Annotated in this window: 20 protein-coding genes; 18 read left to right on the forward strand and 2 right to left on the reverse strand. The window is 32.1% G+C overall.

Annotation, left to right across the window (positions count from 1 at the left end):
• Positions 1–128: 128 nt before the first annotated feature.
• The 7 genes from CVU84_01980 (at position 129) to CVU84_02010 (ending at position 4563) form a co-directional block, all read left to right on the forward strand.
• A complete protein-coding gene (locus tag CVU84_01980) occupies positions 129–332 on the forward strand; it encodes a hypothetical protein (GenBank protein PKM95593.1) in 204 nt (67 codons plus the stop codon).
• A complete protein-coding gene (locus tag CVU84_01985; GenBank protein PKM95594.1) occupies positions 316–582 on the forward strand; it encodes a hypothetical protein in 267 nt (88 codons plus the stop codon). The genes CVU84_01980 and CVU84_01985 overlap by 17 nt, the downstream gene beginning before the upstream one ends.
• Positions 575–760 carry a hypothetical protein gene (locus CVU84_01990; GenBank protein PKM95595.1) on the forward strand — a complete coding sequence of 62 codons (186 nt, stop codon included), beginning with the start codon at positions 575–577 and terminating at the stop codon, positions 758–760. The genes CVU84_01985 and CVU84_01990 overlap by 8 nt, the downstream gene beginning before the upstream one ends.
• A gap of 152 nt (positions 761–912) precedes the next feature.
• Positions 913–1962: a hypothetical protein gene (locus CVU84_01995; GenBank protein ID PKM95596.1), complete on the forward strand. Its 1050-nt coding sequence runs from the start codon at positions 913–915 to the stop codon at positions 1960–1962.
• 453 nt (positions 1963–2415) lie between these two features.
• Positions 2416–2880, forward strand: coding sequence for a hypothetical protein (locus CVU84_02000; GenBank protein ID PKM95597.1), 465 nt, complete (start codon positions 2416–2418; stop codon positions 2878–2880).
• A gap of 288 nt (positions 2881–3168) precedes the next feature.
• Positions 3169–3555 (forward strand): mannose-1-phosphate guanylyltransferase, encoded by a 387-nt coding sequence (locus CVU84_02005; GenBank protein PKM95598.1) that lies wholly within the window; start codon positions 3169–3171, stop codon positions 3553–3555.
• A gap of 270 nt (positions 3556–3825) precedes the next feature.
• Positions 3826–4563: a hypothetical protein gene (locus CVU84_02010; GenBank protein ID PKM95599.1), complete on the forward strand. Its 738-nt coding sequence runs from the start codon at positions 3826–3828 to the stop codon at positions 4561–4563.
• Positions 4564–4713: 150 nt separating this feature from the next.
• Here the strand turns inward: CVU84_02010 and CVU84_02015 are convergent, their stop codons facing one another.
• Both CVU84_02015 and CVU84_02020 read right to left on the reverse strand, forming a co-directional pair.
• Positions 4714–5025: a type II toxin-antitoxin system mRNA interferase toxin, RelE/StbE family gene (locus CVU84_02015; GenBank protein PKM95600.1), complete on the reverse strand. Its 312-nt coding sequence runs from the start codon at positions 5023–5025 to the stop codon at positions 4714–4716.
• Positions 5018–5284 carry a prevent-host-death protein gene (locus CVU84_02020; GenBank protein PKM95601.1) on the reverse strand — a complete coding sequence of 89 codons (267 nt, stop codon included), beginning with the start codon at positions 5282–5284 and terminating at the stop codon, positions 5018–5020. The genes CVU84_02015 and CVU84_02020 overlap by 8 nt, the downstream gene beginning before the upstream one ends.
• A gap of 60 nt (positions 5285–5344) precedes the next feature.
• Here CVU84_02020 and CVU84_02025 point away from each other — a divergent pair, with 60 nt between their 5' ends.
• The 11 genes from CVU84_02025 to CVU84_02075 all read left to right on the forward strand — a co-directional run bounded on the left by CVU84_02025 (position 5345) and on the right by CVU84_02075 (position 14550).
• A complete protein-coding gene (locus tag CVU84_02025) occupies positions 5345–5749 on the forward strand; it encodes a hypothetical protein (protein PKM95602.1) in 405 nt (134 codons plus the stop codon).
• Positions 5750–5940: 191 nt separating this feature from the next.
• Complete coding sequence (locus CVU84_02030) at positions 5941–6468, forward strand: hypothetical protein (GenBank protein ID PKM95603.1); 528 nt, start codon at positions 5941–5943, stop codon at positions 6466–6468.
• A 189-nt stretch (positions 6469–6657) separates the two neighbouring features.
• Positions 6658–7266 carry a hypothetical protein gene (locus CVU84_02035; protein ID PKM95604.1) on the forward strand — a complete coding sequence of 203 codons (609 nt, stop codon included), beginning with the start codon at positions 6658–6660 and terminating at the stop codon, positions 7264–7266.
• A gap of 370 nt (positions 7267–7636) precedes the next feature.
• The gene (locus CVU84_02040; protein ID PKM95605.1) at positions 7637–8443 is read left to right on the forward strand and encodes a class I SAM-dependent methyltransferase; all 807 of its coding nucleotides are present in this window, start codon (positions 7637–7639) and stop codon (positions 8441–8443) included.
• 495 nt (positions 8444–8938) lie between these two features.
• A complete protein-coding gene (locus tag CVU84_02045) occupies positions 8939–9220 on the forward strand; it encodes a hypothetical protein (GenBank protein PKM95606.1) in 282 nt (93 codons plus the stop codon).
• 252 nt (positions 9221–9472) lie between these two features.
• On the forward strand, positions 9473–10282 hold the full coding sequence (locus CVU84_02050) for a hypothetical protein (protein ID PKM95607.1): 810 nt from the start codon (positions 9473–9475) through the stop codon (positions 10280–10282).
• A gap of 635 nt (positions 10283–10917) precedes the next feature.
• On the forward strand, positions 10918–11793 hold the full coding sequence (locus CVU84_02055; protein ID PKM95608.1) for a hypothetical protein: 876 nt from the start codon (positions 10918–10920) through the stop codon (positions 11791–11793).
• A gap of 36 nt (positions 11794–11829) precedes the next feature.
• Complete coding sequence (locus CVU84_02060) at positions 11830–12048, forward strand: hypothetical protein (GenBank protein PKM95609.1); 219 nt, start codon at positions 11830–11832, stop codon at positions 12046–12048.
• A 182-nt stretch (positions 12049–12230) separates the two neighbouring features.
• Positions 12231–12752, forward strand: coding sequence for a hypothetical protein (locus CVU84_02065; GenBank protein PKM95610.1), 522 nt, complete (start codon positions 12231–12233; stop codon positions 12750–12752).
• Between the two features lie 179 nt (positions 12753–12931).
• Positions 12932–13546: an SAM-dependent methyltransferase gene (locus tag CVU84_02070; protein ID PKM95611.1), complete on the forward strand. Its 615-nt coding sequence runs from the start codon at positions 12932–12934 to the stop codon at positions 13544–13546.
• Positions 13547–13740: 194 nt separating this feature from the next.
• A complete protein-coding gene (locus tag CVU84_02075; GenBank protein ID PKM95612.1) occupies positions 13741–14550 on the forward strand; it encodes a hypothetical protein in 810 nt (269 codons plus the stop codon).
• Positions 14551–14711 lie beyond the last annotated feature (161 nt).

A 14711-nucleotide genomic window follows, 5' to 3' on the forward strand; every position in this document is an offset into this window, starting at 1 on the left:
TCCCCCCTCTAGAGAAAAAGTGCGTAATCAAAAATATATCATCAATTGAGAATGTCTAGAGCGTTATTGGAAGTCTGATTATTACGGAGTAAATTTTTTTGTAACCATAATAACAAAGGGAGAATATTATGAAGACACCAGTGTTAGAAACGGCAAGGTTGATATTGCGACCGTTTTTTATAGAAGATGCACCGGCAGTATTTAGGTGTTGGGAAAGTGATCCTGAAGTGGCCCGATATATGTTTTGGACTAGTCATAATGACATTAAGAAAACAATTGAATGGGTAAAAAAAGAAATAAGTAGAATTGAATCCGATGATTGGTATATATGAGGAAGATGAATACAATAACTCCGGCTTAGGTTATGGGAGAGGAGGTAGTGGTAGTCTTGATGAAGATACAGGAGAAGTGTTGCTAACATTTTTCTATGACCTAGGGGTAAGTGAAAAAGAACTTTCGAAAACACATCACATGTTAGCCTCGAAAGAGAGTTTAGGAAATTTGTTAGCCAGTGCTGATAACGCAAAATTAATTGTGATGTTAGGCGACAAAGAGATTAAGAGTATTGAACTACTTGAGTAATAAAACAATTGCTGCAATTAGGGCATATGAAAAAGTTGGATTTAAGAAAGTACGAAAAGATGAGAAAGAAATAACTATTAATAATTATTTGCTCCATGAATATTTGGGTGATCCATCATATAACATTATGTTCACAACATTCATCAGCATGAAATTGGACAAATTGGCAAGTTATTGAGCTGATGAACGTCGTGAACACGCAACCGTTAGGCGACAGAATCAATTAGGTTTTTTATAAAATTTTTCTTGTTTTGATTTTGGTAAAAAAATATGGTTTATAAACAGTAATTATAAACCAATCAAAACTTATACCGAGAAGGAAATAATAAAGTGAAAAAGAATAAACTGGTAATTATCATTTTAATAATTGCGATATTGTTAATGATTGGTGGATGTAAAAAATTTGAAAGTGTAGATAATCCTAAGGACTTAACTACTTCACCGTCACCGACTTATACTACTACAGTACCTCCAACCCTCACTCAAGAAGAACTTTCCATGGAAGCCTACAAGAGATTTATGAAAAATGAAACGAAGGTATCATTTGACCGTTTTATGCCAAACGACTATATGGAGGAAGCTCTATACAAAAAGGGAAGTGAATATACACTTTCGGAAGTACTCGACATAGTTACTGCGTATTATTTTAAAAACTCTACAAATAAGAAAATTGAATATATAGATTACAGCTATATCGATTGTGGTGAGGATGGAGTGAATGAATTAGTTCTTCGTTTCAATGGTATGGACATTTATAATAAGGATGATGATAGTGCTCTTGTTTATATCATAAAGTATATCGACGAGAAAATATCTCTTTGTTATTATTACGAAACTTGGGCTAGAAGCGCTTCCACAATGAATGAATATGGATATTGTCAGTCTGGCGGTAGCAATGGAGCCAGCAATCACATGATAGAATATAGTCTAATTGACAAAGAGGGTAACTGGCAGTTTATTGTTTCTATTGAAAGTGAACTCGATATCAATCAGCTTGCTTGGTCGGACGAGTTGGGGCAGATTCCTAAAGTGGTGGAGACAAAGGAAATATCAGGCGAAATTGAGTTAGATACCATATGTTTTGATAATGATGAAAATACGGCTAATTCAGATGAGGGTGGCAATAAAGAGTGTTTCTACACATTTTATGTTTATGACGATAATTCGGAGCCAATCGAGGATGCGTACCTTTATACGAACAGCATATATAAAGAAATCTTCGATGAGGCATTGGTACCATTTATTACGCCAGACGAGGTTTTGAATATGATTTCTGAAAAAGAGGAAAAGGTGGGAGCTACAACTGAAGTTAAAGAAGGGACAGAAATGACATGGAAGACTTTGAATGGAAACATGTTTTCTGATTATGTGGGAAGATAGTTTATAATCCCGAATACGGCGCTTTGTGCCATGCAATTGGTCATGCTGGAGCCACTGGTCATTTACTAAATCCTTTAAATATAGATTTTTCAAAGTACTATATTAAGCACGATGACAGAGATTACACCGCTGAATGGTTATCAATACATATGCCACTTGACTATAAGAGAGAGAATATAACAATCATAGAATTGCAGAACGTCCTAAATAGTATGAGTGATTATGAATTTTCTTTGCAGTATAAGTGGATAAAGTGTTGCATGGATTATATGGTAACGATGTGACAATTTCAGCGATATAAATTTTCCGCTTAATACGTCGCATAACAATATGTTCACAACATTCATCAGCATGAAGCCGAACCAACTCATAGGTAGTTAAGCTGATGAACGTCGTGAACATGCGAGCGTTAACTGACATAATCTACTATAACTTTTTGGAGGAGGATATTTTTTGAAGAATTTAGTTCGATTAATAAGCTTTCTTTTAGTAATCGTTATGATTTCGGGATGTAGTAGAAGAAATAATGATGATAGTACTGGTGACAGATTTGAAGATTTAATAAAGGTATTAAGTGGTGATGTAGTAAGATATAACTCTTGCATTGAAATGAATTTTGGCATTGATAATGATGCTAAATATGAAGATTGCTGGATGGGGAAAATGCCAGATAGAGATAACTTAGGTAAAGAATTGTACTGGTATGGATTAGTGCCAGATGGTTCACAAGCGTATGATTATGCCAAATTAGAGGATATTTTAAATGCTGAAGTATTCCATGGCAAAAGTTTGTGCGATGTAATTGAAAAGGTAACTTGGTACTCATTAGATGGTTGCAGTATTGAGGAGAGGTTGCTTGATTATATCGAAGATAATGCAAAAGGACCTTTGAGGTCTGCACCAAAGTTTATTAAATAGATATAGATTATGGCATGCAATTTAAAATAGGAATTCGCATTCTTCTTATGTGTCGCAGTATTTGTCAGCCCCAAATAACTTATTTAAGGGTTAAGGCTATTGGCTGTTTCCGTGTGCAACGTCGTACAACATTGTACTCCCAACACCCCGCATGGAGTTCGATGGTAGGTAAATGGTAGTGAGCGGGGCATCGGGAGTACGTAGAACGTTATGTGACATTGTGCGCTAGGCAAATAATTCATTATGTGAAATTAGTAAAAAGCAATATAAGAGAAAAGGGGTATAAGTATGAAAAGACCACTAGAAAGAATATTATATATTGAATTAAAATCAGGATATTCAGATGATGGTCCTGCTTGGATTGGCATTGTTAAGTACTCTAAGAGTGGACAAACAATATATTTTAACAATAAGGGATTTCAACAAAGCGCAGACATTTCTTCAAATTATAAAGATATAGAAACAGGAGAAAGGTATTGGATTTCAGGAGTTAAAAAAAATGGAGAAGATAGGCACTGGGCTGGCTCAGGGAAAATTATGATAGATAGAGATATTGTTGATGAATATCTTCAAATTACCGGGCAGAAAAGTATTGATACAAAAAGGTTTGAATTAGTAAGTATTGAGCATGAGTATCCAATTGATAGAATAAATAAAATATTGAATAAGTTGTAAGTTATCTAGGAATATCAGGAGAGCTTTATATCATTCAATACAAGGATTATATTTATAGGGGGAATAATAATTTAAATCAAATTGGTATTAAGAAGCAATTAGTAACCTTTTTGCTAACGATGATTTCCGCGCACAACATCACATAACAATGTATTGCCAACATTCATCAATCTTGGAACGTTCTCAAATCATAAGTGAATGAGTTGATGAACATCGACAATACGCTACCGTTATGCGAAATATAATGTCTGTGAATCGAAAGGAGACAGAATGAGAAAAATAATATTGTTAATGCTAATCCTTGTTTTGTTTGTTATAGGATGTAATTCTAAGGAGGGTTTAAGTGAAGATCAAGGAATACGGGATGAGTTAGAATTTGCAAATTCACTTAATGAATTGGAAGTTAAGAAAGATAAGCTTAATCAAACAATAGCAGAACTTAATAAAAGTATTAATACTAAGAATGAAGAAATTGATACGTTGAAATTAGCTATATCAAATATGGAAATTGAATTGACTCAACAAGTTAAAAGTAATAAGAATACTAACCTTTTTGTGTTTGATTATACTAATGGTATGATTGGAATGGGTGAGAATCATAATGATACTAATACATATAATAACCTTAAGATAATAGGATATAATGATGTACATAGCTGGGGACATGATATTATTGATTTGTCTGATGATGAGACATCTACATTAGCAATAGAGGTAAGTGGTACTCTATATGATTTTAAGATAGAGATTATTGAGTGGAAGGAAGATTTAACTTCATATGAAGTTACGAAAGAAATCTGTTATTTTGAGGAAATAACAAATACAGATGTTTTGTTTAATTCAATATTGTCAGAAGGATTACCTTCTGAATTATTAACATGGAAAGATGTAGATGGTAAGTCTTTTTATTATTTAATCGGAGATACTGGATTAAGTGGTATGGCATTTCCGTATATAATTATAAGTGAAGTAGCAGATTTAGAGCCTTGGTGGGAAAGTAATGAGTGAAGAGGGGACAACATTATACTTCGCATAACACGCCAATTTCCGTCATGCCCGACGCGCATCGTTTTGGATGCTGAACGGGATGGCACGACGGAAACTGCGGGAACGTTAGGCGACATATATTACTTCGGTATAAAACCGAAATATTGAAGACTATAATATATTTATATAATTTTGTCTTCCAGATAAGATTCTCATAATTTCCACGCTAGATAATGTTTCATTTATGATGTAAAATGCAATGTAGGAGTCAATAATGAGCATTCTATAATTTTTTGATTTTAAATTATTATCAGACGGGATAGTACCAGCATGCGGAAACATCGAAAGTGAACCGATTGTTTCATCTATTTTTCCGATAAGACTAATTGCAGCTGATGGATTATCCATAGAAATATAATTAAGAATACCTTTGATGTCGTCTTGTGCTGCGGGGTAATAGACTATTTTTAAGCTTTTAGACATTATATTGACTCCTTAATGAGCTCATGAATTCATCATGAGAAATTGTCGGAGCATTATTAGATTTTTGAGCCTCAGCAACAGAAAGTTTATCATATAAGTCTAATTTTGCTTGAAGTTGTTCGAAATATGCTTGACTCATTACAACAAGATCACCTTTTCCATTTTTAGTAATGAAGATTGGTTCAGCATTTTTGTGGCAGGTTTCTGAAATTTCGTTAAAGTTATTACGAAGATCTGATATAGGAAGAATTTTTGGCATTTGCATCACCTCTATGATTTAATAATGATATAATTATATCATGTTAATGATATGAGGTAAATGGGAAATGTGACTAATAGGAAAATGTATGGTGACGGTAAGATATATTATCAAGGTGGACAAATGTTTATAACAGGTAAAGAGGATTTTACTATTGATACCGTAATAGACTATTATGATATTGAAATTAATGATTACGTAGAAGTTAATAATTTTATCGACAAAACATTTACAGCTGAATGGAATGAATTAGTAGTATTTAAAGAAAAAGAGTATGTTTATGGTGGTATTCACGAGATTATGGATTGGATTCCTGAAGAGCATGAAGATGAATATATTGCAATACTAGATAAAGATGATAAATTTACTGTCTTAAGTATTGATGATGTTTACAATATATATGAGGTTCAGTTGGAAGATGGTCAAGTAGGATGGATTGGAGGGCTTACTTATTATTTAGACTAAAACGACCGTTATAACTTCGCCGAACAAGTTGTTGCCAAAATTTATCAGCTTTTAGTATGTGAAGGATTTAAGTAGTTGAGCTGATAAACTTCAGCAACAACGAAGACGTTAGCTGAATTGTGTACTAGATTTAGAAGGGTATGTACAAGGTCTTGGATTTAGTATATTTAGATAAAACGAGGTATGAAGTTATGAATAGAAGATATATAATTTTAATCCTAATTATTTTATGTGCTACAGGATGCAAATCTAATAATAATAAAATGGATAACATGAAGTTTCAAAACGGAAGTGATGTTGACTTCTATAATATTGAAGAAAAGTATGATTCTATCTTGGTTGATTTGCCAGAAGATTGGCAAGTCAATAATGATTATAAGACGATTTTCAATATCATAGACGAAAAAGGAGATAAGAAGGGAGAAATTTGGGTATACGAGTATAAGAAAGATTTTGACCTTAAGGCACTGCAACCAAACCATAGTAGTATAACGAATGATGAAGAAATTGACTTGTCAATAGGTAAGGGGAGAGTATTAACACTTGATGCTGATAATGGAACAGCGGCATCAGGAATAACTGGTACGCATGATGAATACTTGGCATCAATATCAGTTGATGAAAAGGAAATATATTATATAAGTTTTAATAATAATGATGAGAATGAGATATCAAAAGAGATTTTTATGAGTATATTGAAGAGCATTAGATTAAAATAGATCATACAAGAACTGGGTTAATTGGCTACTTCAGTACACAACTTCAGCTAACAATATGTTTCCGAAATTCATCAGTTTGAAGTGTCATGTTGTCGGGAAATTGTGAGCTGATGAACATCGGCAATACGCAAACGTTAGGCGACATAACTGACTCGGTAACGAATAGATAATGTTATACAAGGAGGGTTTATGAAGAAAATAATGATAGTAATGTTATTGAGTGCTCTGATGACAGGTTGTAAGCAAGATGTTGAAAAAGTAACGGAATTAAATAATATTATCGAAACACAGAATAAAACAATTAATGAGCAAAAAAATTCTATAGTAGATTTGCAATCACGTCTAAAAAATGCCAAAAAGAGAATATCAGAATTTGAAACGATTACTAATAAAGAGAAGATTAACGAAACTCCAAAATCAATCTCTGATTATTACATTGCAACAAATGATGTTGCAGAGAAGTTTATTAAAGCTTATGTTGAAAATGATATTGATACCATGAAGCAATATGTTGCAGAATATATTTCAATTAACCAAGAAGAAATAATAATAGATTTGAAAGATTTAGAAATGTATGGTTTACCGCCTAAAGAAGTGAAAACGATACAAGTCCCCTTTTCATCTGAAGGAGATAAATATGTATTTGAAAGATTTGTTTATGATGAAATTAACAGTATTCAATATTATGAATATGGTTTAATTTATGACGAAAAATATGGGATTGAAGGTGATCTACGGTTGCGAATTAATGCGCAGGGAGTTGTGACTTATTTTGAAGTTTTAGAACGTGGCATATAGTCGCCAGTTACATCGCCTAACAGGTTATTGCTAACATTCATCAGCTTTTAGTTTCAGCGGTAGATAGCGTTTGAGCTATGAACGTCGGCAACAACGAAATCGTTATGTGACATAATTGCTTTCTGTACTGGTATTAACGAAAGTGTAATGTGCTTTGATTGTTTATATTATTGATAGACATGGCTACCTTCCTTTACGCACAGGAGGTTCCAACCGTATATCTATTATACAAGAAAATGGTGTGTAAGACTAATTTATGCACCTATGGAATTTAGTAGTTCAAACTGGAAGTTAGTATTTCACTGTACAAATTTTACTATATGCTTATTAGTTAATTTATAAGATCATTTATATCTAAGGAGGGTGACTTATGAAAATAGAATTAAAAAATGAAATGGAGACTTTGATAATTCCACTTTATGGAAAAGCAAAGATGAGTGAATTGGGAGTTTTTAAAGATCCATTTGCAGAAGAAGCTATTGCCAAACTCATCTATGATTACTCAAAACTTAAAATACAGGATAAAACACAAGTTATGCTTGCAATGCGTGCATCAATAATTGACGATTTCGCAAAAGCTTTTATTGGTAAAAATCGGAATAGCTTAGTTTTACACTTAGGTTGTGGACTCGATGCACGATTTATGCGTCTTGGAATTCAAACTGAAATATGGTACGACTTGGATTTTCCTGAAGTCATCAATATTAAAAAGCAATTATATAGTCAAACTGCAAATTATAGATATATTTCTTCTTCAGTTACAAATCTAGATTGGATAGATGGTATTAGAATGGTCGGAAATGAAGTGCTTATTATTGCTGAGGGGTTGTTTATGTATCTTTCTGAAAATGAGATTAAAGCACTATTAGAAGCTCTTAAATCGAAGTTTAAGAAGTATACAATTATTTTTGATGCGTATTCGAAATTAACAGTAAAAAGTTCTAAATATCATCCGTCCCTAAAAAAAACAGGCGCAAAAGTTAAATGGGGAGTTGATGATCCACGAGAAATTGAAGGTTATATCAAATCAATAAAGCATTTGAAAACGTTATATTTAACTGATAAAAAAGTAGTTGAAAGGATACCAAAGAAGTACCGCATAATGTTCAGGGTTGCAGGTTTCTTTAGAAGTGCAAGAGAGGCACACCGAGTAATTATTATGAAGGTGGACGAATAGTAAAAAATTCAAGTAAATTGGTGTGGTAGTTTAGACTAAATTGAATAAAGGGAAAGGTAATGATAAAGAGGGTTTAAGAAGGAATTTGAAAAATTGAAGCTTTAGCAAAGGGGTCACATGTTCCATCACATAACAAGATGTTTCCGACATTCATTGGTATTAAGATTGATTTGTTAGTACGTGTGTGACCCAATGAATATCGGAAACACGCAAACGTTATCCGCAATCTTCTGTATCTCAAGTATGGAGACATTTTTCAAGCATTCAACAAAGGGAGAGATCATGAGTTTTTTATTATATAAAACGAATTATAGACCTAGTGAAGTTAAAGAAATTTTACAAAAAGAACTAAAAACAAGCCTTTTCTTTAATTGGAATGTACATACTTACATTGGAAAGGTGACAGAAAAAAGATTCTATTATTCTTTTCATTGAGCATATATTAGAAATTCGTTTGAAAAAGTACTTAAAGGAAAAATATTTGAGCACAATGGAATGACTTATATAAAAGTAAAATTTACTAGTGGATTACTGAACTCACAATCAATACTAATAGTTCATTTTATTATGGGATTTTTTATTATGATTGATTATTTGGTGAATGGCTTGAGTATCACATTTGTTGGAGCTTTTCTTAGATTAATTTTTAGTGGTTTTATTTTTTCGGGATTTATTATAATATCAGGTAGTATAGTATCGATTATACCAATATCGAATGCTAATAGAAAAAGATTAATCATCTTAGTAGAGGAAAAATTGTCAGCAGAGAAAGTGTGACAAACAGTTAGACTGCTTATAACAAATTTGTTAGTTTACTTAAGTTTTATAGTTTTATGGTCTTTAAAAAAGTTGAAGTTTGTTATTATTACGCTTGTTCTTGTACCACTAGTAGGATATATATGTTTTTCGCTAGTTTTGAACTATTATAGTACATTTACACTGGTTGTTTCCGTGTACAACGTCCTACTTGAAGAAGGATATAAGCACTTTATAATTTAGGAACTCAATTTTATCATAGGAGATGAATTAATGAAGTCTAATAATCTCAATAGTAGTACTGAGTATATAGTAAAATTAATAGAACAGAATTATTCGGATTTTTATATAGAGATGGCTAAATTAAAAGGTTGTGAATATAAAAAAGGTAATAGTTATAATTGGGTTAGAGGTAATGAAGGAAGTTGGCCAACTGGTATTTTTGATATCAGACTACAAATAGATAGTATTAATAATACAATTAACGATATGGTAACGAGAATGAAAGCAGGATTGTTGCCTAATACAATAATGACAGGTCCATCTAGTATACCTGATAATTATGATAGATATTTTAATGAGTTTGGCTTGATTAGGAAGTATGAGGCTGCTGGTATGGCGATGAATATACCAAATACTAAATTAGAATATTTAAATGATGATAATGATTTAGAAATATGTATTTTAGAAGATGAAGAATTACTATTTAATTGGTGTAAGATAGTAGGTATAGAGTTATTTAGTAAACCTGATAAAAAGTCTATAGAAGATTTTTGCGATTTAATTAGATTGACATTTTCAATTGATAAATTCAGATGTTTTGTTGCTAAGTATAAAGGCAGGATAATAGCTACATCTTTCTTATATTTAAATAAAGGTATTGCTGGTATTTATTTTGTAGCTACAGATAAAGCATATAGAAATAAGGGTGTAGGTAAGCTAATTACTTTGGCTCCATTAATATTTGCTCAAGAAAGAGGTTATAGGATTGTAATATTGCAAGCAAGTCCATTAGGTGAAGTAATTTATAAGAAGATAGGATTTAAAGAATATTGTAGATTGGGAAGATATCAATTAGATTAATGGCAAATGTAAGACGGTTAAGTGCTTACTTCATATAACAATATGTTGCCAAAATTCATCAGCTTCAAGATTGATTTGTTGGTAAAGTACATGAGCTGATGAACTTCGGCAACAACGCAATCATTATATGACATTGCACACTAGTATTTGTATGAGTTAATAGAATTTTGGAATGAAGCCCCTTATTTGATGAAGATTAAAAAAATCAAATTGATAAGAATATTACTATTATCAATTGTCATTTTATTATTTGTTGGATTCTTGATTGGGGTAATTGCTGGTGAAATCATATGATAATGTTTAGGTGTATAGGAAGTAATCAATTAATTACTGAATTGTTTTTTTACTCATCAACTAAGCAACTGAAAGTAAAATCAATTTCGTTTGGTATATTTTTTATTATATTTTCTATTTTTATGCTAGCAATTTTAGTTGGCAAATTAAATTGATATGGCAGTTTCCGTGAGCAAACAATCATCAGCTTGAAGTGTTTTAAAGTCAAAAGTACTTGACCTGATGAACTTCGGCAATACGCGAACGTTGTACGACATTACACACTAGAAAAAGAGCGAAAAAATTTTCTGGTTGAGTTAGTTTTGAAAGAACTATATTGAGATTAAAGGAGTAAATTTTCTATGAGCATTGAAATTTATTATTTTTCAGGAACTGGAAATTCGCTTTCTGTGGCAAGGGATATCGCTGAAAAAACAAAAGGGACTTTGATATCAATTTCATCAGTCGTTGATAAGCAAAGTATAAAAACTGAATCAGATACTATTGGGATTGTATTTCCCTGTTATTTGGCACAGCTCTATGGGATACCTTTGATTGTAGAGAAATTTATCAAAAAGCTAGAAAACATTAACTTAAAATATATCTTTGCAGTTTGTACTTGTGGAGGCTTTGAGAATGTTAATGCGCTCCCAACATTGAAAAATCTCAGTAGAATAATTAAATCAATGGGGGGTGAACTTACAGCTGAATTTTCAATAAAACTGCCGATGAATAATTTAGGTTATCCTTCTAGATTAATAAATCAAAATCAAGAAAAAATGTTCAAAGAATCTAAGGAGAAAATTGACGTTATTTTCAATGTTATAATCAACAGGAAAAAGAATAAATATAAAAAAATAAAGGCGCTATTTAATGGGCTGATGGTTCCAATATATTTAGTCTTGCAGAATTTTTATATAAGTCACCTCAAAAAAATGTCGCAGGAGCCAAAAGATACAAATCTAGATTTTCGCCAAATGATACTATTAAGTGATAAAAGTATTTACGTAGATGATAAATGTAATGGTTGTACAACATGTGCAAAAGTTTGTCCGGCTCATAACATTGAAATGATTGAGAACAAACCAGTTTGGCAGCACCACTGCGAGATGTGTCTTGCATGTGATGAATGGTGCCCAACAAAGGCTATTCATCATTGGTGTAAACATGAAGGAAAAGATTACCATCACCCCAATGTAAAAATCTCAGATATGTTAAGACAAAGCCAAGATAGATGAGCTTTTATATAGGGTTTAGGGCTATCGGCAATTACCGTGTGTAACGTCGTACAACAAGATGTTTCAGAAATTCATCCTGAAGGATTTTCGTCAACATATTTTGTTGACAACTTTGAAGTATTTGAAAAAGTTTATGGTATAGCCGAGAGTGGAAAGGTTTCAATGAGCATTTCTGGACTGATATATGCTGTATCCGTAGACAAGCATATTACTAATAGAATTACATTTCTGAATATTTCATTAAGAAATGACTAATTTATGATGCTCGGAAGTTACCGCGCTGCGCGTCATATAACAAGACGTTTACGACATTCATCAGACTTTAGGCAGACTAGGTTTGAAGTGTGAGATCTGATGAACGTTGTAAACACACGAACGTTAACTGACATAATCTACTAGAGGTTGGTAGTTTATAACTTTATGAAGGAGGATATTTTTTGAAGAATTTAGTTCGCTTAATAAGTTTTCTTTTAGTAATCGTTATGATTTCGGGATGTAGTAGAAGAAATAATGATGATAGTACTGGTGACAGATTTAAAGTATATATAGGGGATACGACGGACTTATCTAGTGAATATGTTATTAGAGACAAACCTATCTTTACAGATAATGATATTGAGTATTATGATTGGGATAATCAGAAAATAGTGTTTAAGGATGAGTATTTAGAACAATTAGATGTTCCTTTTGTAGAAGAGAAAAGATATATTGGAGGTTCAAGGCTGTTGGGAACTAGTTCGATAGATAAGTTTTATGTTTATGTAGATGACGAATTAATATATGATGGTTGTTTTGCTCAATCAATGTTATCTTCATTTTTACCGCAGGGTGCTATTATTTCTGATATTAATGATGGTGTATATATTAAATTTGTTAATCTATGTGGTGACCAACTTGATAAAAGATATGATGAGCGAATTTTAAAGTTATTGGAAAAGAAGGCGTTAATTAAAGAATAACGATATATTCAGTAGATTACGTCAGTTAACAAGTTGTTGTCCACATTCATCAGTTTGAATAATATGAAGGTCTGAAGTACTTGAGCTGATGAACATCGGCAACAACGCGAACGTTATATGACATTGCACACTAGGTTAAAAACAACTTTATGATTATCATATTTTCATAGGGGGTATACATGAAGGATTATAACGAGTATTCAAAGATTGCCTACAATAACAAAGCAGATAATTATGATGATACACCTGAAGGTAAATTTACTAAAAAGTTTAAAGATTTATTGTGTAAGATTATAGTTCTGGAGAAAGGCATAAATATTTTAGATGTTGCTTGTGGTAACGGAACTTTATTGAAAATGCTATCAGCTAAGAATGAAATTCATGGATATGGTATCGATATATCTGATAAGATGGTTAGTAATGCAAAGAAGAATTGTAGAGATATGGTATTTAAAGTGGCCGGTTGTGAAGAGATACCCTTTGAAAGTGATTTTTTTGAATCAATGACAGTTTGTGCTGCATATCATCATTTTCCAGATACCGATTCTTTTGCAAGGGAAGCAGCAAGAGTATTAAAGAAGAATGGCTATTTATACATAGCTGAGATTTATCTCCCGGCTGTTATAAGGGTTTTATGTAATCCATTTGTCAAATTATCGAAGGAAGGTGACGTCAAGTTTTATTCGCCGAAAGAAATAGTGAGCAATTTTGAGATGCATGGATTTCAATGTAGTAAGGTAGTGAGAAGAGAAAATGTACAAATCGTTTGTATGCAGAAGAAATATAGAAGCTAACAAGGAGTTTATAGGTAGCTTCCGTGTGCAACATCAATAACAGGTTGTTGCCAACATTCATAGCCTGAAGGTTGTTTGAGTAGGAAGCAATTGAGCTATGAACGTCGGCAACAACGAACACGTTATGTGACATCCACCCTCTAGTTGTGAAAAAGGGTGTTATAGATGAAAAGTAATATTAAGGAGGAGATTATTTGAGGAGAAAGGTAAGACTAATATTATTATTGATAAGTTTGCTGTTTATTATATCTAGTTGTAAGAACAAAACAGAAAAGGATAGTATTGAAAAGATTAAAGATGATTACGAAATTTTAAAAGAAAAACTAGAAAATGCTGAAACGGAAAACAAAAGTCTCAAAGTACAATTAAATGATCTAATTCAGAAAACGAATTTGAATCATACTTCTTCTAACACAGAATACGAGATTCAATATGCGATTAAGAAGAGTGAGATTCTGGGAGGATTTGATGAAATTATTTTATGCCAAAATTATATACAAGAAAATGGTATAATATCAATAATTAATTCTTATAATAACATCTTTAATCCTCAACAAGTCAAAGCTAATGATATGATTGATGGATACAAGGTAAAGGAAGTAAAGATTAGTGATGATGGACAAGAGGAAGTTAGTTTTGAGGGCAGTTGTATTCTAACTGGAGAATTAATAATAAATGAAGTGGGAGGAAGTTACTTCAGTTTATTATGTGATAACACTGAAATTTCAAGAAGTATACCCATTTCAACATCATGGATAGATATGAATATTTTTTATGATAGAGCACATGTGTTTTTTCATTTAGCTAATGATGATAAAGTTATTGAAGAGATTGGCGTAGATAGAAAGAATAAAATGCTTGAATACCAGGATGGAGGATCAACAATTACATATAAAATCACAGCAACCTTTAAAAATTTTTACTATGCTTTTAAACCTAATACGGATTTAGGAAGTAGAATAGAATTAGTTGAGATACTGGCTATTGAGGAATTAAACCAATGAGATATTTACAGACGGATGACTGTAGAAAGCTTCTGAGGGTGGACATCACATAACTATATATTGCCAACATTCATCAGCATTGATTGGAAGTAATTGAGCTGATTGAACGTAGGCAATACGCGAACGTTATAAGAACCCCTCTTTGTAGAAATGATGATTAT

The organism is Firmicutes bacterium HGW-Firmicutes-1 (assembly GCA_002841625.1).
Taxonomy (GTDB): domain Bacteria; phylum Bacillota; class Clostridia; order Lachnospirales; family Vallitaleaceae; genus HGW-1.

Bases quoted from the DNA above. Each gene is read 5' to 3' on its own strand.
- CVU84_01980 (PKM95593.1), top strand. From the start codon at position 129: ATGAAGACACCAGTGTTAGAAACGGCAAGGTTGATATTGCGACCGTTT.
- CVU84_02020 (PKM95601.1), bottom strand. From the start codon at position 5,284: ATGCCAAAAATTCTTCCTATATCAGATCTTCGTAATAACTTTAACGAA.
- CVU84_01985 (PKM95594.1), top strand. From the start codon at position 316: ATGATTGGTATATATGAGGAAGATGAATACAATAACTCCGGCTTAGGT.
- CVU84_02025 (PKM95602.1), top strand. From the start codon at position 5,345: ATGGGAAATGTGACTAATAGGAAAATGTATGGTGACGGTAAGATATAT.
- CVU84_02035 (PKM95604.1), top strand. From the start codon at position 6,658: ATGAAGAAAATAATGATAGTAATGTTATTGAGTGCTCTGATGACAGGT.
- CVU84_02045 (PKM95606.1), top strand. From the start codon at position 8,939: ATGACTTATATAAAAGTAAAATTTACTAGTGGATTACTGAACTCACAA.
- CVU84_02005 (PKM95598.1), top strand. From the start codon at position 3,169: ATGAAAAGACCACTAGAAAGAATATTATATATTGAATTAAAATCAGGA.
- CVU84_02055 (PKM95608.1), top strand. From the start codon at position 10,918: ATGAGCATTGAAATTTATTATTTTTCAGGAACTGGAAATTCGCTTTCT.
- CVU84_02030 (PKM95603.1), top strand. From the start codon at position 5,941: ATGAATAGAAGATATATAATTTTAATCCTAATTATTTTATGTGCTACA.
- CVU84_02050 (PKM95607.1), top strand. From the start codon at position 9,473: ATGAAGTCTAATAATCTCAATAGTAGTACTGAGTATATAGTAAAATTA.
- CVU84_02015 (PKM95600.1), bottom strand. From the start codon at position 5,025: ATGTCTAAAAGCTTAAAAATAGTCTATTACCCCGCAGCACAAGACGAC.
- CVU84_02070 (PKM95611.1), top strand. From the start codon at position 12,932: ATGAAGGATTATAACGAGTATTCAAAGATTGCCTACAATAACAAAGCA.
- CVU84_02040 (PKM95605.1), top strand. From the start codon at position 7,637: ATGAAAATAGAATTAAAAAATGAAATGGAGACTTTGATAATTCCACTT.
- CVU84_02010 (PKM95599.1), top strand. From the start codon at position 3,826: ATGAGAAAAATAATATTGTTAATGCTAATCCTTGTTTTGTTTGTTATA.